At 63.3% G+C, this 24,742-nt stretch carries 22 protein-coding genes; 15 read left to right on the forward strand and 7 right to left on the reverse strand.

Annotated elements, in window-relative coordinates; all coding sequences use genetic code 11:
- Nucleotides 1–80 precede the first annotated feature (80 nt).
- The 3 genes from ABDK11_RS16085 to ABDK11_RS16095 are packed head-to-tail and all read left to right on the forward strand — an operon-like array spanning nucleotide 81 to nucleotide 5,775.
- Nucleotides 81–1,379: a TolC family protein gene (locus ABDK11_RS16085; protein ID WP_346837534.1), complete on the forward strand. Its 1,299-nt coding sequence runs from the start codon at nucleotides 81–83 to the stop codon at nucleotides 1,377–1,379.
- Nucleotides 1,376–2,617, forward strand: a complete 1,242-nt coding sequence (locus ABDK11_RS16090; protein ID WP_346837535.1) for an efflux RND transporter periplasmic adaptor subunit — start codon at nucleotides 1,376–1,378, stop codon at nucleotides 2,615–2,617. The genes ABDK11_RS16085 and ABDK11_RS16090 overlap by 4 nt, the downstream gene beginning before the upstream one ends.
- Complete coding sequence (locus tag ABDK11_RS16095; protein ID WP_346837536.1) at nucleotides 2,614–5,775, forward strand: efflux RND transporter permease subunit; 3,162 nt, start codon at nucleotides 2,614–2,616, stop codon at nucleotides 5,773–5,775. Before ABDK11_RS16090 ends, ABDK11_RS16095 begins: the two co-directional genes overlap by 4 nt.
- A gap of 34 nt (nucleotides 5,776–5,809) precedes the next feature.
- Here ABDK11_RS16095 and ABDK11_RS16100 read toward each other — a convergent pair whose 3' ends face one another.
- Nucleotides 5,810–6,373: a L,D-transpeptidase gene (locus ABDK11_RS16100; RefSeq protein WP_346837537.1), complete on the reverse strand. Its 564-nt coding sequence runs from the start codon at nucleotides 6,371–6,373 to the stop codon at nucleotides 5,810–5,812.
- Between the two features lie 204 nt (nucleotides 6,374–6,577).
- On the opposite strand from ABDK11_RS16100, the gene ABDK11_RS16105 reads away from it, so the two are divergent.
- The 7 genes from ABDK11_RS16105 (at nucleotide 6,578) to ABDK11_RS16135 (ending at nucleotide 12,217) form a co-directional block, all read left to right on the forward strand.
- Entirely contained in the window at nucleotides 6,578–6,925 is a 348-nt protein-coding gene (locus ABDK11_RS16105) for a hypothetical protein (protein ID WP_346837538.1), read from the forward strand.
- 126 nt (nucleotides 6,926–7,051) lie between these two features.
- Entirely contained in the window at nucleotides 7,052–7,549 is a 498-nt protein-coding gene (locus ABDK11_RS16110; RefSeq protein ID WP_346837539.1) for a DUF411 domain-containing protein, read from the forward strand.
- 7 nt (nucleotides 7,550–7,556) lie between these two features.
- Entirely contained in the window at nucleotides 7,557–9,551 is a 1,995-nt protein-coding gene (locus ABDK11_RS16115) for a copper resistance system multicopper oxidase (protein WP_346837540.1), read from the forward strand.
- The gene (locus ABDK11_RS16120; protein ID WP_346837541.1) at nucleotides 9,551–10,363 is read left to right on the forward strand and encodes a copper resistance protein B; all 813 of its coding nucleotides are present in this window, start codon (nucleotides 9,551–9,553) and stop codon (nucleotides 10,361–10,363) included. The genes ABDK11_RS16115 and ABDK11_RS16120 overlap by 1 nt, the downstream gene beginning before the upstream one ends.
- An 82-nt stretch (nucleotides 10,364–10,445) precedes the next feature.
- Nucleotides 10,446–10,808, forward strand: a complete 363-nt coding sequence (locus ABDK11_RS16125; protein WP_346837542.1) for a copper resistance CopC family protein — start codon at nucleotides 10,446–10,448, stop codon at nucleotides 10,806–10,808.
- Nucleotides 10,809–10,811: 3 nt separating this feature from the next.
- Nucleotides 10,812–11,663 carry a CopD family protein gene (locus ABDK11_RS16130; protein WP_346837543.1) on the forward strand — a complete coding sequence of 284 codons (852 nt, stop codon included), beginning with the start codon at nucleotides 10,812–10,814 and terminating at the stop codon, nucleotides 11,661–11,663.
- Between the two features lie 62 nt (nucleotides 11,664–11,725).
- A complete protein-coding gene (locus ABDK11_RS16135; RefSeq protein WP_346837544.1) occupies nucleotides 11,726–12,217 on the forward strand; it encodes a nuclear transport factor 2 family protein in 492 nt (163 codons plus the stop codon).
- A gap of 353 nt (nucleotides 12,218–12,570) precedes the next feature.
- Here the strand turns inward: ABDK11_RS16135 and ABDK11_RS16140 are convergent, their stop codons facing one another.
- Nucleotides 12,571–13,608: an MBL fold metallo-hydrolase gene (locus tag ABDK11_RS16140; RefSeq protein WP_346837545.1), complete on the reverse strand. Its 1,038-nt coding sequence runs from the start codon at nucleotides 13,606–13,608 to the stop codon at nucleotides 12,571–12,573.
- 175 nt (nucleotides 13,609–13,783) lie between these two features.
- Here ABDK11_RS16140 and ABDK11_RS16145 point away from each other — a divergent pair, with 175 nt between their 5' ends.
- Complete coding sequence (locus tag ABDK11_RS16145; RefSeq protein ID WP_346837546.1) at nucleotides 13,784–14,395, forward strand: TetR/AcrR family transcriptional regulator; 612 nt, start codon at nucleotides 13,784–13,786, stop codon at nucleotides 14,393–14,395.
- A 248-nt stretch (nucleotides 14,396–14,643) separates the two neighbouring features.
- Here ABDK11_RS16145 and ABDK11_RS16150 read toward each other — a convergent pair whose 3' ends face one another.
- From ABDK11_RS16150 to ABDK11_RS16160, 3 genes are all read right to left on the reverse strand, one after another.
- Nucleotides 14,644–15,012, reverse strand: coding sequence for a cupredoxin domain-containing protein (locus ABDK11_RS16150; protein ID WP_346837547.1), 369 nt, complete (start codon nucleotides 15,010–15,012; stop codon nucleotides 14,644–14,646).
- Nucleotides 15,012–17,282 carry a heavy metal translocating P-type ATPase gene (locus tag ABDK11_RS16155; RefSeq protein ID WP_346837548.1) on the reverse strand — a complete coding sequence of 757 codons (2,271 nt, stop codon included), beginning with the start codon at nucleotides 17,280–17,282 and terminating at the stop codon, nucleotides 15,012–15,014. Before ABDK11_RS16155 ends, ABDK11_RS16150 begins: the two co-directional genes overlap by 1 nt.
- 129 nt (nucleotides 17,283–17,411) lie before the next feature.
- Nucleotides 17,412–18,611 carry a permease gene (locus ABDK11_RS16160; RefSeq protein ID WP_346840212.1) on the reverse strand — a complete coding sequence of 400 codons (1,200 nt, stop codon included), beginning with the start codon at nucleotides 18,609–18,611 and terminating at the stop codon, nucleotides 17,412–17,414.
- Nucleotides 18,612–18,729: 118 nt separating this feature from the next.
- On the opposite strand from ABDK11_RS16160, the gene ABDK11_RS16165 reads away from it, so the two are divergent.
- The 3 genes from ABDK11_RS16165 to ABDK11_RS16175 all read left to right on the forward strand — a co-directional run bounded on the left by ABDK11_RS16165 (nucleotide 18,730) and on the right by ABDK11_RS16175 (nucleotide 21,460).
- Nucleotides 18,730–20,070 (forward strand): DnaT-like ssDNA-binding domain-containing protein, encoded by a 1,341-nt coding sequence (locus ABDK11_RS16165; RefSeq protein ID WP_346837549.1) that lies wholly within the window; start codon nucleotides 18,730–18,732, stop codon nucleotides 20,068–20,070.
- The gene (locus ABDK11_RS16170) at nucleotides 19,979–20,647 is read left to right on the forward strand and encodes a replication protein P (RefSeq protein ID WP_346837550.1); all 669 of its coding nucleotides are present in this window, start codon (nucleotides 19,979–19,981) and stop codon (nucleotides 20,645–20,647) included. Before ABDK11_RS16165 ends, ABDK11_RS16170 begins: the two co-directional genes overlap by 92 nt.
- A 117-nt stretch (nucleotides 20,648–20,764) precedes the next feature.
- Nucleotides 20,765–21,460, forward strand: a complete 696-nt coding sequence (locus ABDK11_RS16175; RefSeq protein ID WP_346837551.1) for an outer membrane beta-barrel protein — start codon at nucleotides 20,765–20,767, stop codon at nucleotides 21,458–21,460.
- A 39-nt stretch (nucleotides 21,461–21,499) separates the two neighbouring features.
- Here ABDK11_RS16175 and ABDK11_RS16180 read toward each other — a convergent pair whose 3' ends face one another.
- Complete coding sequence (locus ABDK11_RS16180) at nucleotides 21,500–22,480, reverse strand: putative sulfate exporter family transporter (protein WP_346837552.1); 981 nt, start codon at nucleotides 22,478–22,480, stop codon at nucleotides 21,500–21,502.
- Nucleotides 22,481–22,578: 98 nt separating this feature from the next.
- Here ABDK11_RS16180 and ABDK11_RS16185 point away from each other — a divergent pair, with 98 nt between their 5' ends.
- The gene (locus ABDK11_RS16185; protein ID WP_346837553.1) at nucleotides 22,579–23,460 is read left to right on the forward strand and encodes a LysR family transcriptional regulator; all 882 of its coding nucleotides are present in this window, start codon (nucleotides 22,579–22,581) and stop codon (nucleotides 23,458–23,460) included.
- Nucleotides 23,461–23,496: 36 nt separating this feature from the next.
- On the opposite strand, the gene pstS is transcribed toward ABDK11_RS16185, so the two are convergent.
- A complete protein-coding gene (gene pstS / locus ABDK11_RS16190; RefSeq protein WP_346837554.1) occupies nucleotides 23,497–24,609 on the reverse strand; it encodes a phosphate ABC transporter substrate-binding protein PstS in 1,113 nt (370 codons plus the stop codon).
- Nucleotides 24,610–24,742 lie beyond the last annotated feature (133 nt).

Here is a 24,742-nt window from a genome sequence, read left to right on the forward strand (position 1 = left end):
CCCAGGCGAAGTGCGCCTGCGGACTCCGTAACCGGCCCCAGTGGCCGCCGTTACCCATCGAGCAGTGAAGAGCATATTGCATGAGACCCTCCATTTACGCCGTGTGGCTCGCGCTCGCGGCCGCGCTGATGCCATCGTATGGCGCGGCGCAAGACCAGCTGACCTTTGATCAGGCCATCGCCATCGCCGTGGGCAGCGATCCGTGGCTGGACGGCAGCCGCTACTCCGAAGCCGCGCTGGAAGACGAAGCCATTGCGGCCGCCCAGCTGCCGGACCCGCAAGTGGCGGTTACCGCGCTCAACTTCCCCACGGACACCTTCAATTTCGGCCAGGAGCCGATGACCCAATTCGCCCTTGGCATCAGCCAGATGTTTCCGCGCGGCCACAGCCGCGCGCTCTCCCGCCAGCAGAAAGAGCTGCTCGCCGCCCGCGAGCCCCTGCTGCGCGCAGATCGGCGTGCCCGGGTCACCGCGGTGGTGGCGCGGTTATGGCTGGACGCCTACCGCGCACGGGAGAGCATCCACCTGATCGAGGGTGACCGCGCCTTGTTCGAGCAACTCGTGGATGCCGCCGTGGCCGGCTATGCGTCGGCGCAGGGCCGCACACGCCAACCGGATGTCATCCGTGCGCAACTGGAACTGACCCGACTCGACGACCGCCTGACGGTGCTGCAACAGCGCCGGGACAGCGCCGAGCGCAAGTTGGCCGAATGGGTACAGGGCGCCGGAACTACCGGCGGGGCCCTGCCGCACCTCGAACCCCTGCTGCCGGTAAAGGACAGGCGCCCCGCTTCCGCCTGGTACCAGCAGCTGCACCTGCACCCGGCAGTACTGGCGCTGGATGCCAAGATCGATGCGGCGGCCACCGGTATCGATCTGGCGCGGCAGAAATATAAACCCGAATGGGGCCTCAAGGCCGCTTACGGTATCCGCGGCGAAGACCCCGCGGGACAGGAGCGCACCGATCTGCTCACCGTCGGGGTCAGTTTTGATCTGCCGCTGTTCACCGCCAAACGGCAGGACAAAATCCTCAGCGCCGCGGTGGCGCGCACCGCCGCCACGGAAACCGAGAAATCCCTGCTGATCCGCAAACTGCTCGCGCAGCTGGAGAATGCGCGCCTGCAACTGATCCGCCTCGACCAGCGCCGCACGCTCTATCGGCAACAGTTATTGCCGCAAATGCGCGAACAGGCCGAGGCTTCTCTGGCGGCCTATTACAACGATGAGGGCGATTTCGCCGAGGCGGTGCGCGCGCGTATCGCCGAGCTCAACGCCAAGATCGATGCGCTGGATATCGCGGTCGAACGCCTGCAAGTCATCGCGCAGCTGAATTACCTGCTCACCCGGGTGCCGGCGGAAACAGGAGAGCCGCAAAAATGAACAACCGTAGAAAAATTCTGCTGTTTATTGCGCTGGGCATCGCGATCGGTCTCTGCGCCGCCCTGTTACTGCGCGGCGACCGCGACCAGTCAGCCAGCGGCGGCCAGCGCAAACCGCTGTACTGGGTCGCGCCGATGGATCCCAACTACCGCCGGGACAAACCGGGCAAATCGCCCATGGGCATGGACCTGGTGCCGGTCTATGAAGAGGGCAAGGGCGCGGGCGATGCGCCGGGCACAGTGCGCATTTCCCCGGAGGTGGTCAATAACCTGGGCGTGCGCACTGCCGCCGTCGAGCTCGGCCGCTTCGACGCCGAAATCCGCACCGTGGGTTATGTCCAGTACGATGAAAAGCAGCTTGTGCAGATCAATCCCCGCGTCGAGGGCTGGATAGAAAAACTCTACGTGAACGCCGACGGAGACCCGGTAAGCCGCGGCATGCCCCTGTACACCATTTATTCCCCGGAACTCGTCAATGCCCAGGAAGAGCTGGTACTGGCACTGAAACACAACAACCGACTCCTGATCCGGGCAGCGCGCGAGCGTTTGAACGCGCTGCAGCTGCCGCGTAGTGCAATCGACCGACTGATCAAAACCCGCAAGGTACAGCGCACTGTTACGGTTTACGCGCCGCAGTCCGGGGTGGTCGACAAGCTCCAGGTGCGCGAAGGGATTTTTGTTAAACCGGGCATGACGATACTTTCTATCGGCGCGCTCGACACCGTGTGGGTCATCGGGGAGATCTTCGCCCGCCAGGCGGCGCAGGTGAACAAAGGCGATCCGGTCACCATGCGGCTCGAATACCTGCCCGGGCAGAGCTTGACCGGCACGGTCGACTACATCTACCCGACCGTGAATCAAGCGACGCGCACGGCACAAATACGGACCCGCTTTGCCAACCGCGACCACCAGCTGAAGCCGAATATGTTTGCCCAGCTCACCATCCACGCGCGCCGCGGCCAACAGACGCTGTTGATTCCCGCCGCGGCGCTGATCCGCACCGGCGGCAAACCGCGCGTGGTGCTGGCGCTGGGCGACGGCAGGTTCAAATCCGTCAATGTGAAAACCGGCCGCATCGGTGAGCAACAGGTGGAAATCCTGGCAGGACTGCGCGAAGGCGAGCGCATCGTGACATCGGCACAGTTCCTGATCGACTCCGAATCGAGCAAAACCTCGGACTTCATGCGCATGGAACCCCGTCATCCGATGCAACACGACCAACGCGGGGAACGGCCATGATTGCCGCCGTTATCCGCTGGTCGGTCAGCAACCGCTTTTTCGTGCTGCTGGCGACACTGTTTCTGGTGGGGGCCGGAATCTATTCACTGAAGAAGACCCCGGTGGATGCCATCCCGGATCTGTCCGACGTGCAGGTGATTATCAAGACCAGTTACCCGGGCCAGGCGCCACAGGTGGTCGAAGACCAGGTCACCTACCCGCTGACGACGGCGATGCTGTCTGTACCCGGCGCGGTGACCGTGCGCGGCTTTTCCTTTTTCGGCGATTCCTATGTCTACGTTATCTTCAACGATGACACCGATGCCTACTGGGCGCGCTCGCGGGTACTGGAATATCTTTCCCAGGTGGCGCCGACCCTGCCGGCCAATGCGCGGCCGCAGCTGGGCCCGGATGCCACCGGCGTCGGCTGGGTGTATCTCTACGCGCTGGTGGACCGCAGCGGCAAACACGATCTCAGCGAACTGCGCAGCCTGCAGGACTGGTTCCTGAAATACGAGCTGCAGACCGTCCCCGGCGTCTCCGAAGTGGCGGCGCTCGGCGGCATGGTGAAGCAGTACCAGGTCAAGGTGGATCCGGACAAGCTGCGCGCCTACGGTATTCCGCTGTCGCACATCCAGACAGCGATCCAGCGCGGCAATCAGGAAGTCGGTGCCTCAGTGGTGGAAATGGCGGAAGCCGAGTACATGGTCAGGACCAACGGCTATATCCAGAGTATCGACAACCTGGCCAGCATACCGCTGGGCATGGATGACAACGGCACCCCGATCCTGCTCGGCGACCTGGCCGATATTGCGCTCGGCCCGCAGTTGCGGCGCGGTATCGCCGAACTGAACGGCGAAGGCGAGGCGGTCGGCGGAATTGTGGTGATGCGCTTCGGTGAGAACGCGCAGAACACCATCAACGGAGTCAAGGCCAAGCTGGAAAAACTCAAGAAGGGCCTGCCCGAAGGTGTGGAAATAGTCACCGTCTATGACCGCTCGGGGCTGATCGAGCGTGCGGTGGAAAACCTGTGGCACAAACTGCTGGAGGAATTCGTGGTGGTGGCGCTGGTATGCCTCGCTTTCCTGTTCCACCTGCGCTCGTCGCTGGTTGCCGTGATCAGCCTGCCGGTGGGCATACTCGCCGCGTTTATCGTGATGCACCTGCAGGGGCTCAACGCCAACATCATGTCACTGGGCGGCATTGCTATCGCCATCGGCGCGATGATCGACGGCGCGATCGTGATGATCGAGAACATGCACAAGCATATGGAACGCACCCCACTCAATGACACCAACCGCTGGCAGGTGGTGGCCGAATCTGCCGCAGAAGTCGGCCCGGCGCTCTTCTTCAGCCTGCTGATTATTACCGTGAGCTTTCTGCCGGTATTCGCCCTGCAGGCGCAGGAGGGGCGCATGTTCTCGCCGCTGGCATTCACCAAGACCTATGCGATGGCGGCCTCCGCGGCGCTGGCGGTAACCCTGGTACCGGTGCTGATGGGCTATTTTATTCGCGGACGGGTGCTGCCCGAACAGGAAAACCCGCTCAACCGCTGGCTGATCGGTACCTATATGCCGGCGCTCAGGCGGGTGCTGCAATTTCCCAAGCTCGTGCTGGTGCTGGCTCTGGCACTACTGCTTACCGCGCTGTGGCCGCTCAACAAGATCGGCAGCGAGTTTATTCCGCCGCTGGACGAGGGCGACCTGATGTATATGCCCACCACCTACCCCGGCCTCTCCATCGGCAAGGCGCGCGAACTGCTGCAGCAGACCGACAAGCTGATTCGCACCGTGCCCGAGGTAAAAACCGTTTTCGGCAAAATCGGCCGCGCCGAAACCGCCACCGATCCGGCACCGCTGACCATGATCGAAACCTTTATCCAGCTGAAACCCCGCGACCAGTGGCGTGCGGGTATGACCACGGACAAGCTGAAAAAAGAACTGGATGCCCTGGTGCAACTGCCCGGCGTCACCAACGCCTGGGTCATGCCGATCAAGACCCGTATCGATATGCTCGCCACCGGCATCAAGACACCAGTCGGAATCAAGGTGGCGGGGCCCGACCTGAACGAAATACAGAAAATCGGCCAGCAGCTGGAGCGGATTCTGCAGGACGTGCCCGGCACTGCCTCCGTCTATTCGGAGCGGGTCGCCGGCGGCCGTTATATCAACGTGGATATCGACCGCGTAAGCGCCGCCCGCTATGGCCTCAATATCGCCGACGTGCAGCAGGTTGTCGCCACTGCCATCGGTGGCATGAACGTGACCCAGAGTGTCGAGGGGCTCGAGCGCTACCCGGTCAACCTGCGCTACCCGCAGGATTATCGCGACTCTCCGGAACAGCTGGCGCTGCTGCCGATCGTGACACCCGCGGGACAGCGCATCGCGCTGGGCGATGTGGCGAAAATTGCGGTGGAAGGCGGGCCGCCGGCGATCAAAAGTGAAAACGCGCGGCTCAACGGCTGGAGCTTTGTGGATATCCAGGGCGTGGACGTGGGTAGCTATGTCACGCGGGCCCGTACCCTTGTGGATAAGAAAATACAGTTGCCGGCCGGCTACACGGTAACCTGGTCCGGCCAGTACGAATATATGCAGCGAGCGAAGGAAAAACTCGCGTATGTCGTTCCGCTGACACTGCTGATCATCGCCGTGTTGCTGTATATGAATTTCCGCAACTTCCAGGAGGTGGCGATCATCATGGGCACCCTGCCGCTGGCACTGGTGGGATCCCTGTGGCTGATCTATCTGCTCGATTTCAATTTTTCCGTCGCCGTCGGCGTCGGCTTTATCGCGCTGGCCGGCGTTACCGTGGAAATCGGCGTGATCATGCTCGTGTACCTGAACCAGAGCTACGCCAGAATGTATCGCGACAGCGAGCGCGAGGGGGCGAGCCCCGGTGAGGAAGCGCTGCGTGAAGCCGTACTCGCCGGCGCCGGCCTGAGAGTGCGCCCGGTGATGATGACCGCGGCTGCCATCATCGTCGGCCTGCTGCCGATATTGTTCGGATCCGGAACCGGCTCCGAGGTCATGAGCCGTATCGCCGCACCGATGGTGGGCGGCATGCTGAGTGCGCTCGCATTGACCCTGCTGGTCCTGCCGGTGGTGTTTTACCTCTGGAAACGCCGCGCCCTGTACGCAGCACGCTCACCGGTGCGCAGCCAGCGCGGCGCAAACCTTTAATTGCGCGCTGTTGCCCCCTGAGCCGGCGGCCGCCTCAGTTGGTAACAACAACCGGCGTGCCCACCGGTGCGTATTGAAAGAACTTCTGGGCCATATTGCGCGGCATACGCACGCACCCGTGCGAGGCCGGGTAGTCGGGGACGTCGCTGGAGGCATGGAAACCGATACCGTCATTAAAGCGGATGAAATAATCCATCTTGGCGCCGCGGTAGTAGGTACCCGGCGGGCGCCGGTCGCGGCGGCGGTCCACATCGGCGCGCACCACGCGGTGGCTATTGCGGTCGACGTAACTGCCGAACTGGCCGGATCTGTGGTGGACTTTCTTCGCCAGTACCCGGTAGTGGCCGGCCGGGGTACGGAACCCCGGCTTGCCGGAAGAGATGCGGGACTCTCCCACCGGGGTATCGCCCTTGTAAAAGTAAGCGCGTTGCTGACCCAGCGAAACGCGGATTTCCGGCGCACCCGCGGCGCTGGCCGCGGCCTGCTCATCGAACCAGTCGGCAGCCATTGCCGCAACCGGCATGACCAGCAGCAGCACCAGCACTACGGGCACAGCGAAACCGTAATTGCAGCGAAATCCGGCAGGAAATTGCACCATACGCCCACCTCCACACCATTGAACCTAAGGTAGCGGCCGGGCAATCGTTAGAACAAAAGTGTCTCTGTCGCGCCCGCTTTAGCGCCAAACCACAGAACCAAACCACAGTGCCATACCCGGCCGCGGCCCAGCCCCCGGCAACTTGCGCCGACCGGCACCACCCCCTAAACTTGGCGCTATCTTCAAGAAAGCACCGCTGATCCCATGCGAACCGGATTCCTTCACACACTGCTGCTGATTGCGCTGCTGGCCCTGACCGGCCAGGCGCTGGCCGCATCCTGTGGGATCGATACGGACAGCACCCTGACCACGGCCGCGGCGATGACCGCCGACAATGGTCACTGCGCGCCGGCACACCATCAGGACAACCGCTGCGACAGCGACAGCGTCGCCCAGGGCTGTCACTGCTGCCCCGGCCACTGTTCCGGGGCCCTGGCCGCGGACGAATCCTTCGTTGTGGCACCGCAGCGTAGCGGCAACGCCACTACCTATCTCCGGTTTGTATCCTCTCCCGAACCCGACAGCGCTCTGCGCCCGCCCATTCGCGCCTGATCCCCAGGCAAGCTGCGCCCGGCGCCGCCATGCCGCATTGTTACCACACCTCCAGACACTGATCCGGCCGATGGTAGGCGCTGCGTTGCGCCGCCTGATCTGCCCCGGCGAACAAGGTACAGAACCATGTCGCGAATCCTGTTATCCACCAGCCTGCTGTTGCTGGCCCTGACCGGCTGCAGCAAGGAATTGAACCAGACGGAAGCCGCGCTCAGCGCGCGCACCAAGCTCGAACTCACCACGTTCAAGAGCGCCAGCTGCGGCTGCTGCGGCCAGTGGGTCGCACACGCCCGCGCCAGCGACTTTGTGGTCGATGCGCGCAATGTCGACGACCTAAACGCAGTGAAAAATCGCCACCACATCGATCCGCGTTTGCAGTCCTGCCATACCAGCGTGTCCCGCGACGGCTATGTGTTCGAGGGACATGTGCCGGCGAAGTTGATCCGCCGCTTCCTGCAGAATCCGCCCGCCGGCGCCCGCGGCCTGGCCGTGCCGGCGATGCCGCTGGGCAGCCCGGGCATGGAAGTGGGCGAACGCTTTACCCCCTACAACGTGATGCTGCTGCACAGCGACGGCAGCGACAGTGTCTATGCGCGCATAGACAGCATCGAACAACAGCATTGAGGTTCCAATGAAAACAAGAAACGGCCCCCAAATTGAGCTGCCGCAACTGTCCCGGCGGCAATTCGTCACCGGTATCGCCGCCGGCGCCGCCGCGCTCTCCCTGCCGGTTTCCGCGCGCACCGGCTACCGGCCGGCGCAGGCACAGGCGCTGCGCGGCAACCGCTTCGACCTCAGCATCGACTACACGCCGGTCAACTTTACCGGCCGCGAACGGCTTGCCACCGCGATCAACGGCGGCGTGCCGGGGCCGCTACTGCGCTGGCGCGAGGGCGATACCGTCACCCTCAATGTCAGTAACCGGCTCGCCCACGACACCTCCATCCACTGGCACGGCATCATCCTGCCGAGCCACATGGACGGCGTACCCGGGCTCAGTTATGCGGGTATCCGCCCCGGCGAGACCTTCACCTACCAGTTCAAAGTGCAGCAGAGCGGCACCTTCTGGTATCACAGCCATTCCGACTTCCAGGAGCAGACCGGACTCTACGGCCCGCTGGTGATTGACCCAGCCGAACCCGACCCGGTACAGAGCGACCGCGACTATGTGGTGATGCTGTCGGACTGGAGCGACGAGTCTCCCCACGACATCTACGCCAAGCTGAAAAAAGAGGGGCACTACTACAACCGGCGCCGGCGCACCGCCGGTGACCTGTGGCGGGAGATCCGCGCCAAGGGGCTGGCACAGACTTTCCGCGACCGCGAGATGTGGAACGAGATGCGCATGTCGGACCGCGATATCTCCGACGTTACCGGTTACACCTACACCTACCTGATGAACGGCCACACTCCGGACAGCAACTGGACCGGCCTGTTCCGGCGCGGAGAGAAAGTCCGCCTGCGCTTTATCAACGGCTCTTCCATGTCGATTTTCGATGTGCGCATTCCGGGCCTGAAAATGACCGTCGTTGCCAGCGACGGCCAGAACGTCGAACCGGTCAGCGTGGATGAATTCCGCATTGGCGTGGCCGAAACCTACGACGTGATCGTCGAGCCGGACGGCGACAGCGCCTACACCGTCTTCGCCCAGACCATTGACCGCAGCGGCTATGCCCGCGGCACCCTGACTGCCGATGCGCGCCTGCAGGCAAAAGTACCGGCGATGGACTACGCCCCGGTACTCACGCACCGCGACATGGGCATGGGCAACATGGGCATGGGCGAGATGAAAATGGAGCACGGCAGCATGTCCGCCAAGGGGGCCATGAATGGCGGTGACATGAGCACCATGGAGCACAGCCAGCACGCCGGCATGGGTGATATGAGTGGCATGGACCACAGCCAGCACAGCACCATGGGCACGATGGACCACAGCCAGCACGGCTCTATGAGCGGCATGAATCACCGTCAACAGCAGGGCGGCACACAGGGCTACAGCCCCCACGGCGGCCGCCCCGAACTCGGCGGCATGCAGGGCGTCTGGTACACCGACAACCTGGACCCGGCCGGCGGCGGCAGCAACCAACCGATCGTGCACCTGCCCAGCGAACACGGCTACGGCGTCGACATGCGTTCCGCGATGCCGACGAGCGGCCTGCACGATCCGGGCATCGGCCTGCGCGACCACCGGGAACGCTATGGCCGTCGCGTACTGACCTACGCCGACCTGCGCAATCTCACCCCCACCATCGACCGGCGCGAACCGACCCGGGAGCTGCAACTGCACCTGACCGGAAATATGGAGCGTTATATGTGGTCCATGGACGGGATCAAGTTCAACGACGCCGAACCGCTGGTGCTGAAATACGGCGAACGCATCCGCGTCACGCTGGTCAATGACACCATGATGACGCACCCGATTCACCTGCACGGTATGTGGAGCGAACTGGAGACCGGTGATGCGCAGTTTATTCCGCGCAAACACACCATCATGGTGCAACCGGGCTCAAAGATCAGCTATCTGGTGACCGCCGATGCGCTCGGCCGCTGGGCCTACCACTGTCACCTGCTGTACCACATGCCGGGCATGTTCCGCGAAGTGCGCGTTGTGCGAGGAGAGGGATAATGAGAGCAATAATTCTGTTAACGGCCGCCCTCGCGGCCGCCACTGCCTGCGCGACCAATAGTGCCCTCGCCCAGCAGGCTGGGCCCCACAGTGGTCACGGCAACACGAGCGCCGCTTATCCGGCCGCCGCTGACATCCACCAGGAGCAGAAGCACGCTCCCAATCTGGCCGACCACGTGATGGACCACGACCACCCGCTGGCCATGGTCAGGCTGGATCAGCTGGAAGCGCGCGAAAACGATGGCGGCGCCCTGGAAGGCGATGCCTGGTATGGCAATGACCGCGACAAGCTGTGGCTGAAAGCCGACTGGGAGCGCGGCGACGGCGACACCGAAAAAGCCGAGCTGCAGGCGCTGTACAGCCGCGCCATCGCCCCCTACTGGGATCTGCAGATGGGCGTGCGCCACGATTTCGAAGCGGAGAGCAGCAGCCGCAATTGGGCCACGATCGGACTCAACGGACTGGCCCCCTACTTCTTCGAAATCAACCCGGCGCTGTTTGTCGGCGACAACGGGGACAGTGCCCTGCGCCTGCAGGCAGAGTACGAACTGCTGTTCACCCAGCGGTGGATACTGAGCCCGGAATTCGAGGCCGATGTCTTCGGCCAGAACGATCGCGAGGCCGGCACCGGCGCCGGGCTGACCAATGTCGAAGTGGGCCTGCGCCTGCGCTATGAAATCACGCCGCAGTTTGCCCCCTACTTCGGCGTACACTACGAAAAGAAATTCGGCAACGCGGCGGATTTCGCCCGCGACGACGGCGAATCGGTCAGCGGCACCAGCTGGGTAATCGGCCTGCGCACCTGGTTCTGACCAAAAGACGTGTTCACCCCGGCAGCCCTTGCGGGAGCCGGGGTGAACCGGTTCGAGAAACTTCAATAAAGAGGAAGGAAACATGTTCAAGCAATCACTGATCAAAATTCTGGCGCTGGGCACCCTGATCTTCAGCGCTGCGGTGTCGGCACACACCCACCTGGAGAGTTCCACCCCCGCCGACGGCGCACAGCTCGCCCAGTCACCGGAACAACTGCAACTGCACTTTGCCAAGGCCGTGCGCCTGATGCATGTCTCACTCGAAGAGAAAAGTGCGGGCCAGGTAAAACTCGCCTTTATGCCCGGCGCCGTGGCGGCCAAAGACATCAGCCTGCCGCTGCCGGCACTGCAACCCGGCGAATACACCGTGTCCTGGGCCACCATGGGCGGCGACGGCCACAAGGTTTCCGGAACCTTCTCGTTCGTACTCGGCGCGGGAAAATAACCGGTGTGGGAGACGGCCTTCGCGCTCAGCAAGTGGCTGCTCTACGGCGCGCTGTCGGCAGCCGTCGGCGGCACCCTCACAGCGCTGCGGTGGACCCCGCGCAATGACATTGCGCACCAGGTAAAGCGCTATCTGCTACCCGGCTGTAGCGCCGGGCTGCTGCTCAGTGCGCTGGGGCTGCTGATCCAGGTGGGGGCCTTTGCCGAATCCGGCCTCACAGGTATGTTCGACCCCGTTTACCTCTCGGTCCTGTGGCAATCGCCGGCGGGCAGCGTGGCGCTGACCCAGTCCCTCGGCTTTGTCGCTGCGGGGCTGGCGGCACTGTGCCTGCTGCGGCAGCAGCGTCGCGTTGCAGTAACCCTGTGGCTGCTGGGCACGGCACTGCTGTTGCTGCCGTTCGGCTGGCGCGGCCACACCGCCGAGGCCTCCCCGCTACTGGGCCTGGCGCTGTCAGTGCATGCCGGTGTCGCCGCCCTGTGGATGGGGGCCCTGTATCCGCTGTGGCACCTCAGCCGCAGTGCGGATACCGACCGGGTGCGGCGCGGCATGCAGGCCTTCGGACGGCTGGCGGCCTGGCTGGTGGCATTGCTGATTCTCTGCGGCACCTGGATCCTGATTACATTGCTCGGCAGCTTCGCCGCCCTGGTACAGAGCGGTTACGGCCTGGCACTGTGCCTGAAAATGCTGCTGGTCGGCGCGCTGTTACTGCTGGCGGCGCAGAACAAGTGGCGGCTGGTCCCCCAACTGCCGGCGACCACCGCCGCGCTGTCGCGCAGTATCCGCGCGGAAATCCTGCTGGGCGCCATCATCTTGCTGGTCACCGCGTTGCTGTCGACGCTGGTCGGCCCGGAATAACCGGCCCGGACCCGCCGGGTCCGGCACCATTAAAATGACAACAAAACAATAAGGAACACCTTATGAAAAAGCGTTTGCGCAACTCCCTCGGTCTGCTCCTGCTGGCCGCTGTCACCCTGCCCATGTTCGCGGCAGCGCACGGAAGCAATGAACACGCACCGCGGGATCCGGCGCTGTTTTCCGGGCTCGACACCGGCGCCGGCCGGGCGGTGCGGGAATTTCACCGCGCGCTGAACGGCGGTGATCGCGACGCGGTGCTCAAGGCGCTGGCGAAAAAAGTGGTGATTCTTGAGGGCGGCGGCGTGGAGCGTTCGCAAAGCGAATATGCCGGGCACCACCTGCAGGCGGATATCGATTTTCTGAAAAAAATGCAGGTGACCCAGCTGGAACTGCAGGTACGCGAAGTCGGTAACCTGGCCTACGCCTTTGGCCGCACCCGGATGGAAGGAAAATACAAGGACAAGACCCTGGACCTGCAGTCGATGGAGACGCTGGTGCTCCAGCGCGATGGCGACGACTGGAAAATCGTGCAGATCCACTGGTCGAGCAAATAACGGACCGGTACCGGCCCGTCAGCCGCGCCGCCGATCAACCCGGCCATGCACAATCGCCGGGTTGATCGCGGCCGGACCTGCCATTGCTAGGGAACCTCTGAACAAGTCCGTAATGTCTCTGCGGGATCTGAAGGCTGCAGATGTTAGGCGCAGCTCGCCGCGAATGGCCGTAGCCCTTTGCAAGAGCTGCAACGCAGCAGCTGTGGCCTTCAGGGCCCGCCCGGAGGGGCTTTCAGAGCGATTCACACTCCGCGTTGCGACTTCTTGAAAGGTCTAGACATTCCTGCGAAGCCGCGCCTTGATTGTGAACCGCTCTGAAAGCCAGAGACATCACGTACTTATTCAGAGGTTCCCTAGCGGTCGGGCGCCAGCTGCGCCCGCGCGGGGCCCATCAAATCGCGCCACCACGCCCGCGTTTCGACCGCGGCACCAACTTGCAGCGGGGCGCCGATCATCGGCGTCACCAGATGCACACCCTGCCGCGCGGCGGCCGCGGCCGCGCGCTCCAGCGGTTCGTACCAATCATGTAATGCCAGATCGAAGGTGCTGTTGTGAATCGGCAGCATTACCGCGCCGCGCAGATCGATATGCGCCTGCACACTCTGCTCCGGCAACATGTGGATTTCGCTCCACAGCGCGTTGTAGGCGCCGGTCTCGATCAGGGTCAGGTCGAAGGGGCCGAGACGTTCGCCGATTTCGCGGAAGCCACTGAAATAACCGCTATCACCACTGAAGAAAATCCGCGCGTCGCGACTCTCGATGGCCCAACCGGCCCATAACGTCTTATCGCGGTCGGTCAGCCCGCGGCCGGAAAAATGCTGCGCGGGTGTCGCGGTGAAGGTCAGGCTGCCGACGGATACCGACTGCCACCAGTCCAGCTCGATAATCTTGTCCACGGCGACGCCCCAGCGGCGCAGGTGATTACCCACTTTCAACGGCGCCACGTAACGCTCGACCTTGTGATCCAGGGCGAGGATGCTGTCCTTGTCCAGGTGATCATAGTGGTCGTGACTGAGTACCACCGTCGCGATCTGTGGCAGCGCCTCCAGCTCGAACGGCAGTGGATGAAAACGTTTGGGACCCATCCACTGCAACGGCGACGCGCGCTCGCTGAAGACCGGGTCAGTCAGCAGGTACTGACCGTCCAGGCGCATCAGCACCGAGGAATGCCCGAGGCGATAGACGGTCGCCGGCCCGGCCGTGTCGGCCAGCTCGGCCGCGGGAATCCGGCGCAGCGGCAGCGGCTGCTCGGGCACCGGCGCCGCGCGCTCGGCGCGCATATAAGCCCTGATCATCTCGAACAGCTTGCTCGGCGGATTGCGGTACTCGATCTCGCTATTGCGAAATTTCCCAGCCTGCGCGGCGCGGGCACTGATCGGACTGTCAGACATGGTATTACTCCTGCGATGGCGGGCCAGCAACGCGGCTCTACCCTCTACATCGCCGTTAAAAGTACACTATACGGTGTAGTTTATACCTGAACAGCAAAAAGTAAACTACTTAGTGTAAAATCTATAGAGTACGGCAGCGCAACTCTCTGCCGCAGCCACACAGCCCGAGAGCCCGATGACTGACAAGAAGCCGACCAGAAGTGAACTGAAGCGCCAGGCGATACTGGAGGCGGCCAAGCGCGCCTTTCAGGAACAGGGGGTACAGAACACCAGCATGGATGAGCTGGCGGCACTGGCGCAGGTGTCGAAACGCACCGTGTACAACCACTTCGCCAGCAAGGAAGCGCTGATCATGGAGCTGATCGGCACCCTGTGGCAGCAGGCCACGCAAACCCCCTCGGCGGCCTACGATTCAACCGCTGACCTGCAGTCGCAGCTGTGTGCACTGATCGAGGCGGAAATCGCCGTGATCTGCAGCCGCGAGTATCTCGAACTGAACCGGGTGGCGTTCGACTACTTCTTCCACCGGCCCGAGGCGCTGCGCAAGGAAATGCAAAAATTCGCTGCCTACGAAACCGGTATCAAGCGCTGGATTGTCGCCGCCCGGGCGGACGGGCGTCTGCGCGCACTGGATATGGAAATCGCCAGCGGCCAGATCCACAGCCTGATCAAGGGCAGCTGTTTCTGGCCGCAGCTGGCACAGGTGGCACCGATGCTGAATGCACGCGAGCAACACGAACTGGCCGCACGTACCGCGGCCATGTTTTTGAGTCACTATGCGCAATAATCAAAATCATCGGCCGCCCAACCCAATGCCTATCAGATCGACATGGTTTCCGCGAAGGTACTGCTGCCGGGGGCAAGCTTGTGAGACCTTCACCGCCATGGATGGCGGTGCAGAGCCCCCATGGATGGGTTCACGGCGTGTCTCACAAGCTTGCACCCGGCAGCAGTACCGCCACCCAAACGACTAACTGACTCGCGGGCAACTGAATAAGTATTTTTCACTTACCTGTTGGATATCTACGACCCCGCCTATTCCACCACCAGCGTGCCGCGATACATCTGCATCTGGCAGGTAAACGGATACTCGCCCGGCTCCGCTGCGGGGATATGCACTTCGGTATCGCGATTCACCGCCAGCTGTGCACTCACTTCCAGATCCGGGAACAGCACATATTCGGCACAGGGACTGGCGTCCTCGCGGCGGAAATGCAGCGTGGCTTCCTCGCCCGCCGGCAGGCGGATACGGTCCGGCTCGTAGACGCCATCCTTGACCAGTATCTGCAGTTTTTCCGAACCGCTGACAGATTCCGCGGTGTGGCGCTTGGGTCCGAGCCAGAACCACCACACAATCGCCGCGATCAGCAGCAGGCCGATGACATTGACCAGTAGCGTCAGCATTATTTCTCCCCCTCTTCAGTCGGCTTGAAAAAGCGCAGCCGGTTGGCATTGGTCACCACGGTGACCGAGGAAAATGCCATCGCCGCACCGGCGATCACCGGACTCAGCAGCGCACCGGTAAACGGATACAGGACACCCGCGGCAATCGGAATGCCGAGGCTGTTGTAAACGAAGGCACCGAACAGGTTCTGCTTGATATTGCGCAGCGTCGCCCGCGACAGTTCGATCGCATCGGCCACACCGTGCAGCGACGAGCGCATCAGCGTCACATCCGCGGTCTCGATGGCCACATCGGTGCCGGCGCCGATGGCAAATCCCACATCGGCCTTCGCCAGCGCCGGCGCATCGTTGATGCCATCGCCGGCCATGCCCACCAGTTCGTGCTTGCCCTGCAATTCGCCGACGATCTTTTCCTTATCCTCCGGTAGCAGGTCGGCGTGTACCCGATCGATACCCAGCTGCTGCGCCACCGCCTCCGCCGTGGCACTGCTGTCGCCGGTGAGCATTTCCACCCGCAGGCCCAGTTGCAGCAGGCGCGCAATGGCCGCCTTGGCGTCGTCGCGAATCGGGTCGGCCACGGCGATCAGGCCGGCGGCCTCGCCGTCCACCGCTGCATACATGGCGGTGCGCCCCAGGTCGGCCAACTGCTCCGCGCGCTCGTGCCAGGCATCGCTGTCGATTTTTTCCCGCTGCATCAATTTGCGATTGCCGAGCAGTACGGTTTTGCCATCGACAGTACCGCGCACACCGTGGGCGGTGATCGCCTCGAAATCGTCGGCGGATTTGAGTTGCAATTTTTTGTCCCGCGCCGCCGCGACTACCGCCTCCGCCAGCGGGTGCTCGGAGCCCTGTTCCAGGCTCGCCAGTAGCGCCAGCAGCACGTCGCTGTCGCCGTGGGTTTCAATGTCCGTCAGTTTCGGCGCGCCCTCGGTCAGGGTGCCGGTCTTGTCCACCACCAGGGTGGTCAGGTCGCTGGCCTGTTGCAGCGCCTTGCCGTTGCGCACCAGCACGCCGTACTCGGCGCCCTTGCCAACGCCGACCATCACCGACATGGGCGTGGCCAGGCCCAGTGCGCAGGGGCAGGCGATGATCAGTACCGACGTCAACACCACCAGCGTGTGCACCGCGCGCGGGTCCGGCCCCCAGTTGAACCACACCAGCGCGGCGACAATCGCGATGATCATTACCGTAGGCACGAAAATCGCGGCGATACGGTCCGCCAGCCGCGCGATCGGCACGCGCGAACTCTGCGCGTTCTTGACCATCTCGATAATCTGCGACAGGCGTGTCTCGGCACCGACCTTTTCCGCCTCGAACAACAGGCTGCCGTTCTTGTTCAGGGTGCCGGCAGACAGCGCATCGCCCTCGGCTTTTTGAACCGGCACCGGCTCGCCGGTGAGCATGGATTCATCCACCAGGCTGCGGCCCTCGAGCACGCGGCCGTCCACCGGGACCTTCTCACCGGGGCGTACGCGCAGGCGGTCGCCCACCTGTACCTGCTCCAGTGGCACATCCACCTCGCTGCCGTCGCGCAGCACACGTGCGGTGGGGTCCTGCAGTTCCAGCAGCTTTTCCACCGCCGCACTGGTGCGGCCGCGGGCGCGTACCTCCAGTGCCTGGCCCAGGTTGATCAGACCGATGATCATCGCGCTGGCCTCGAAATAGACGTGGCGCGCGGCCTCCGGTACCAACTGGGGTAGTGCCACCACCAGCATCGAGAAGCCCCAGGCGGTGCCGGTGCCCAACGCAATCAGCGTGTCCATATTGGCGTTGTGGTGGCGGAAGGCGCGCAGCGCACCACTGAAAAAATGACCGCCACAAAAGATCAGCACCGCCAGCGCCAGCAGGCCCACAGCGCCCCAGACCAGCTGCTGCATCGGGGAATCTACCATCATCTCCCCGGTGATCAGGCCCCAGGCCATCAGCGGCACGCCGAGGCCCAGCGCCAGGCCCGCACGCCACAGCAACTGGCGGTAATGGTGTTGTTCTTCGGCGCGCTGCTGTTCGCGCAGTTCGCGTTCGCTGGCGCGGATCTCTTCGGCGCCGTAACCGGCGCCCTCTACCGCCGCCACACAGTCGGCGGCGCTCACCTCACCCTGTACCGCCAGCGTGCGGTCGCCCAGGTTGACCCGCGCCTCCTCGACACCGGGCACAGTCTGCAGCGCACTCTCGATCTTGCGCACACAGCCCGCGCACGAAACCCCTTCCAGCTGGAAGCGGTGCAGCGGACCGCCGTCGTGGTGCGGCTCATGTTTCGCGTGTTCAGCCATCGGATTCTCCGTCTTCCTATTAGGATGGCGCCAAGAGTAAAAGCTTCCCCCGGGGTCAAGGCAAGAGGGTCGAGGCAAGAGTTCAAGGCAAGCGCTTAAGGCCTGTGGATAAGCTTCCGGATCGGGCACTCACACCGGCAGCAGCGCACCGATTATCAGCCAACCCAGCGCCAGCAGGGCCAACAGCAGCAGTAGGCGCTCACTCACGGAGTCGGTATTGAGCGGTGGCAGCCCCTTGCTTTTGACCCGCCAGGCGAACATGCCCAGCGACACCAGCAGGAAAGCCAGATTCAAAAACAGGGTGTAATCCACCTTGAAGTAGTGCCGCTCGGTAATCTGCTCGGCGGCACTGGCATCCGGCAACAGGTCCAGCGCGGCAAAACCGTAGTGCAGCAGCAATGCGCTGGCGACGAGGATGCACAGGAATACCGCGGCGATATACAGCGCCATCTTCCAGCCGTAGTAGCGCGCCTGAATGCGCAACACCGGCAGCACCACCAGATCGCTGAACATAAATGCCAGGATGCCGGCGAAGGCCACGCCGTTGCCAAACAGCACCGCCGCCAGCGGGATATTGCCCATCGAGCCGATAAAGGTAAAAAACGCCGCCACCGGTCCCACCAGGCACTGCACCAGTACCTGCCAGAAAGACGGATCGGCTTCGCCGGAGCCGACGAACAGCGCCTGGAAGAATTCCCGCGGCACGAAGGCGGCGATAATCCCGGCCACGGTGAAACCGATGGTCACGTCCTTCCACACCATCTTCCACTCCATCACGAAGCGCTCGGCCACCTTGCGCCAGCCGGCGCGGGAGCGGATCAGCTGCTTCCAGTCCGGGATCTCGCCGTCACTTTCAGTATCTTCGGCCTCCCGCGCGCGCTCGCGCGCCCGCTCAACGGTCTTCTTCGGATAGGTAAGGCGCACCAGCAGCCACATCAGCAGGATCAACAGCACCCCGCCGAGATACTCGCCGACCACAAACTGCCAGCCGAGGAACACGCCGATCACGATGCCCAGCTCGATCACCAGGTTGGTGGACGCCAGCAGGAATGCCAGTGCCGGCACCAGCCCCGCCCCCTTGGCAAACAGCGCACGGGTGGTGGCCAGCGCGGCGAAAGAACAGGAGCTGGAGATAAAGCCGAAGAAGGTGGCCAGGCCGATGCTCTTCGCCCCCGCCTCGCCCATGCTCGCGCGCATGCGCTCGCGGGTCACAAACACCTGGATCATGCTGCTGACCAGGTAACCGAGCGCAAAGGCCCAGAAGGCCATCCAGAAGAGCCCCAGGGTGGTCACCGCCGCCTGGTGCCAGGTTTCCAGGAAGGACTGCATCGTCACCTGCCGCCTCTGTGGAGTGAGTACTTCTTACAGCTTAGCGAATACTCACGAACGTTCAGTCACTCCGCACCTTGCCTGCACAAGGCTGGCGCGGGAGTGATAGAATCGCGCCATGAAGCACCCCCTGCTACCAGAAAGACCCCTGTGTATCTCTCCCACTCTGGCCGCCACCCTCGGCCTGGAGGAAGCAGTGCTGCTCACGGCCCTGGGCGACCTGACGCCCTTCCTGACGGTGGAACAGCACCCCGGGCGCGACTGGTATACCGCCGACGGCGAGCAGCTGCAGCAACTGCTGCCCTTCTGGCAACCGGCGGATATCCAGCGGGTGGCCACCAGCCTGCGCAACCAGGGCGCCCTGCTGCTCGGTGCGGCGCCTTACGGCAGCAGCGAACTGCTCAAGTTCGCCCTGCCCGGTGAACACACCCGGCCGCAGGCCGCCGCCCAGGGTCGCGCGCCGCAGCAGCCGGCGGCGCAACTGCCCGCCAGCCGCAGCGCCAACACCATCGGTCCCGGCTGGCAGCCGGACGCCGAGACCATGGCGCGCATTGCCCAGCTGGGCGTGCCCGAGCACTTTGTGCGCGAGCAGCTGCCGGAGTTCGTGACCTACTGGCGCGAGCGCGGCGAGCCGCGCCACTCGTTCGGCGCGCTGTTCCTGAAACAGGTCAAGAGCAAGTGGGAGGCCTACCGCGCCACCGCGCAGCGCAAGCAGCCGCTGCCGCAGGACTGGCGCCCGGGCGCCGATACGCTGAGCAAGCTCGCCGACGAGGGCGTGCCCAGCACCTTCGTGCAGCGCGGCCTGCAGCGCTTTGTCGACTACCACCGCTCCAGCGGCAAGCAGTCCATCTCCTGGGATCTGGAATTCAACGACTGGATCATGGAAGACTGGGAGAAGCAGGACACGCCGTTTATCGAAAAGCGCAAACCGCAGGCGATGACCCGCGACTGGCAGCCCAGCGAGCACACCTGGGAACAGCTCCGGCGCCTGGCAATCAACCCCAACTTTGCCGCCGAGCTACTGCCGGAATTTATCTACAAATGGCTCGAGCGCGGCGGCCACAGCGCGCGCTGGGGCGAACAGTTTATCGAGTACGCGCGCGAGGAATGGGCCTACTACTGCCAGGGCATCGAGAAGAACCCGGTGGCCAAGCCCATCTCGCGCCACTGGCAGCCCGGCGGCGACTGCTTGAGCCACCTGGTCAATCAGTGTGAAATAGAGCGGGATTTCGCCCTCTCCCTGGTGCCGGAATTCATCATTTACTGGCGCGGCCAGAACGCCGCGCGCAAGAGCTGGGACGCCGTTTTCGTGCGTCACGCGCGCCACCAGTGGGCCGCGCGCAACAAGCTGGCAATAGGACAATCCAATGGTACGCAACACACCGACAACCAGCGCCACGACAACCAGAGGACAAGGGACCGATCCGTCCTCGACATCGTCACAGACACAGACTGGTAATCACAGCGCCGATGAGCAGCTCAATGAACGCAAGCGCGCGCTCAATGAAGTCTTTGGCCTGCTCAAGCTCAGCTACCACAACCAGTTCAACGCGGCGTTTTCCGATACCGAGACCCTGAACCACGCCAAGCGCCTGTGGCTTGAATCCCTGAGCGCGTTTTCCCCGGCGGAAATCGTCGCCGGCGCCAAGCGTGCCATCCGCCAGAGCGAATACCTGCCCACGGTGCACAAGATGCTGACCCTGTGCGCCGCCGGCGACAATGGCCTGCCGGACGCGCGTACCGCCTACCGCGAGGCCTGCAACGCCACCAGCCCCAAGGCCAACTTCAACTGGAGCCACCCGGTGGTCTATCACGCCGGGCGAGAATCCAATTGGTTCTTCCTGGCGAATAATTCAGAGTCGGTGGCCTTCCCGGTGTTTGCCGAACACTATCGCAAGTTGTGCGCGCGGGTGCTGGAAGGTGAGAAGCTGGCCGCGCCGCAGCAGCTGAAGCTGGAGGAAAACCCGGGCAAACCGCTGAGCAAGGCAGCGAATGCGCAGAAGCTGGCGGCGCTGCGCGCAGAGTTCGATCTCTAAAAGCATCCCGGCGCAGGATGTGCCGTGCGCACCGGAACAATCTGGCGGTGTGCCCGACGACACAGACAGGTTTGCGGTAAACAATAACGAACAATCCACAACCCAGCAGGTAACGCCATGGCGAGGCCCCTCTTTCTGCTAGCGGTACCCCTTCTCACCCTGTGCACACAGGCACAGGCCGATTTCTATTCCCACCGCTACGCCGGTGTCAGTATCAGCGACGCTACGCTGCAGGGGTTCTGCAGCGGTGCCGAGGCGTTCGTGCAGGGTATCAGCGCCAGTAATAGCACCTGCAGCAGCGGCGGCGATGGCTGGAAGGTCTACGGCGGCTGGCGCTGGTCGCCGCTGCTGGCGGTAGAGCTCAGTTACCAGCAGCTGCCAACATCCAGTCTGGATTTCCGCGTTAACGGCGACCGCGACGACTACATTCGCGCGCAGGACGAAATCAAAACCCGCCTCGCCAATGCGTTTGTCGTCGGCCACTGGCCGCTCGGCAGCGGCTTCAGCCTGTTTGGCAAGGCCGGCGGCGGTATCTGGCTGGCGGAATTTACCGAACGGCAGTCCGGCCAGCTGTACGCCAGGTACCTGCAGCAGGACGGCACCGTTAACGAAGTTCTGGTGTCGGTCAACGGCAAGGCCGCCGACAACGACAGCGGTTTTCAATGGGGCTACGGCGCCGGCATCAGCTACCGCTACCACAACAGCTGGACCCTGCGCGCCGAGTGGGAGAGCTTCAGCGATGTGGGCAGTGACAAGTTCCGCAGCAGCTTCGACGTGCAGACGGCCTCCCTGGGGTGGAGTATGCATTTCTGAATTCAGCAGCGCCGCGGGCTATCCGGGATCAGCCTTCACTCAGTGGTAAAACCCCGCGTTCAGCAGCAAACCGCCGCCCAATAACAGGACAAACAGCAGCGCCGACAGTAGCAATGGCCTGACGCCGGCGCGGCGAATGCTGCGCCAGTGCGTCTTTATCCCCAGCGCCGCCATCCCCAGTGCCAGCAGCAACTGCGCAGCCAGCCGCATCCCGCCGAGCAGAAAATCCGGCAGGGCGATTGCGCTGTTGATCCCGGCCGCAGCGATAAAGCCGAACACGAACCAGGGCACCGCCACACCAGCGCCGCCATTCGCGGCGGTATCGCGCCTGCGGAACAGCAGCGCGCCGAGCACCAACACCACCGGCGCCAGCAGCATCACCCGCAGCAGCTTGGCCACCACGGCACTGCGCATCGCCGTTGCATCAATCGACTGCCCCGCCGCCACCGCCTGTGCCACTTCGTGTACGGTACTGCCGATGTAAACCCCGAACGCCGATGGCGGCAGGCCGGCGGCGGTGTAGATCAGCGGATAGCTGAACATCGCCAGGGTGCCAAACAGCACCACGGTGGCCACCGCGACGGCGACGTCCTGCTGTCGCGCCCGCGTTACCGGTTCTGTGGCGAGGATGGCGGCGGCGCCGCATACCGCACTGCCCACCGAGGTCAGTACTGCCAGCTCGCGCGACAATCCCAACAGTCGCTCGCCGACAAAGATGCCCACTGCGAGCACCGTGCCAATGACCAGCAGGTCGATGGCAACCACCTGCCAGCCCAGCGCCGCTATCTGCTGGAAACTGAGGTTGAACCCGAACAGTACGATTCCCGCGCGCAGTGCATGGCGCTGACACCAGAGGATTGGCGCCTGCGCCGCTGCCTGCGCAGGCCGTTGCGACAGGTTTCCGTAAATCAGCCCCAGCAGTATTGCCAGCGGCAGCGCCGACAAGCCGACACCCGCCAGTTGCGGAAGCTGCGCCAGCACCATGGCGCCGCCGGCAATCGCTAACAATCGAATCCACATCGGTTCACATCCCGCCGCCCAATCATGGGCACGGACTGTAAACAGTGAACAATCATAATTAAAATGGAACTTTCTTATATGAGAGTTAAGCAAAACCGATGAATATCAATCTGCGCCAACTGCGACTGCTGGAAGCCACTAGCCGTCTGGGCCGGCTGACGGATGCCGCGGACGAGCAGGCAATCAGCCAGTCTGCCGCCAGCCAGTCGATCCGCGAGCTGGAGCGCACCCTTGGCTACCGGCTGTTCCTGCGCATCGGGCGCCACCTGGAGCCGAGTGAAGCCGGACGGCAGATAATGCCGCGGGTACGGGAGATACTGGCGCTGGTCGACGGCCTGGAATCGCCGCAACAGGAGGTGATCGGCGGCGACTTCCATGTTGCCGCCAGTGTCACCGTGGGCTGCTACCTGCTGCCACACCTGATGGCGGAATTCTGCCGCCGCCACCCCCGGGTGGTGCCACGCATCAGTATCGGTAACAGCGGCGAGATTCTGGCGATGCTGGAAAAGGGCCGCGCACAGCTGGGCATTATCGAGGGACCAGCGACACACGCAGAGCTGGAGATAGGCCTGTGGCGCAAAGACCGCTTAAGCGTCTTCTGCGCTGCCGATCACCCGCTGGCGCCACACCGGCAGCTCGACCTCGAAGGCCTCGGCGCGCAGCGCTGGATTGTGCGGGAACCCGGCTCGGGCACGCGACAGGTTTTCGACAGTGCCATGCAGGCAACCGCGATTGCGCCGGTGATCGCGCTCGCGCTGCCGCGCCAGGAGGCGATCAAGCAGTCGGTACTGGCGGGATTGGGAATCGGTTGCCTGTCGGCCCTGGCGATTGCCGATGAAGTTGCCACCGGCCAGCTCGTGGAGCTGGACACACCGCTGCAACTGGTGCGCAACCTGTCGTGGATAGCAGCGCGCGACCGCCGCACTGCGGGCATCGTCGATACCTTCCTGGAGTTGCTGAGAGAGCAGAGTGCACCATAGCGTGCCCCGCGCGGTTCCTGTCGGGCCCCGCCATCGTTACGAGCCGCTACCGCCGTGTTTGTCGAAGTATTCGATTATTTTTTTGCGGCTCGATCTGGGGAACGGGATATACCCCATCGCCGCCTCTGATTCCTGCCCCCTGGTGAGCCCGTAGCGCACGATCGCCTTCATGACCGCAAGGACATCCGGGTCATTGTATTTACGCCGCATGATCAACCAGGACAAGCTGATCAGCGGATAAACGTCGCCGCCTTCCGGGTCAGCGATCTCCTCCAGCGCTAAATGATCCTGCACGCTGGCGACTGCCGCCCGAAATGATGCCATCGACGGATAAATCATATTCCCCGCACGGTTTTCCAGCGCCGCCATTTGCAGGTTTGGCAGCTTGGCGTACGAAAACTGCACATAACCGAGAGCTCCGGGCACAGACGCCACCATACTGGCGACACCGAAGTTGCCCCGCGCCAGAATAAGCGCACCGCGATTCTTGAGGGCCTGAGGCCAGTTCGGCGACTTGCTGGCTCCCACCTGGGTCCTGAACGTTTTGCTGTATGCCGCAATGTGGCTGCTCATATGAAAGCTTGTGCCGCTGGCTTCGGCGCGGGCAACCAGGGTCAGTTTCAAATCGGGCAGCGCCGCTTTCGGATTGCTCTCGCGGATTCTCGGATCATTCCAATTCTGGATTTTGCCGCTGGCGATATCCGCCAACACGCCGCGCGACAGGTTGAGCCGCTGGATACCCGGCAGGTTGTAGACGAACACAATCGCGCCGGCCGCCATTGGCAACTGGATAACACCGCCCTCCACCTTCGCGGCTTCCGATTCCGAAAGCGGGTAATCCGAACCGGCAAAATCCGTGCGCCCTGCCAGAAAATTGGCAATGCCGGCGCCACTGCCGATACTCTGGTAGTCCACCTGGATGTCGCTCTCTTCGCGGTAGATATCGCGAAACCAGCGCTGATACAGCGGCGCGGGAAAACTGGCACCCGAACCCAGGACCCGCACCGGCCCGGTATAACTCTGCTCCTCGCGACTGGAGTCAAACCCCGCGTAAAAGTGCACTGCCAGCGCAGCCAGAACCAGTGTCAGCGCAAACAGCAGTGCGAACGGCCACTTTTTGCTGCGCGTAAACCCGGCTTTTTTGTCCATGCGGTCACCCCGGAACAGTGTCCCCCCGCCTTTCAGGAAGACTGTTGACGCGGGATTCGGTCAGAATCCCCCTGAACCTCCCATATATAGCAGACACATCCCCCGCGACCGGCGGGTTCCGATCAAAAATTGA

The organism is Microbulbifer sp. SAOS-129_SWC, from assembly GCF_039696035.1.
Classification (GTDB): Bacteria; Pseudomonadota; Gammaproteobacteria; order Pseudomonadales; family Cellvibrionaceae; genus Microbulbifer.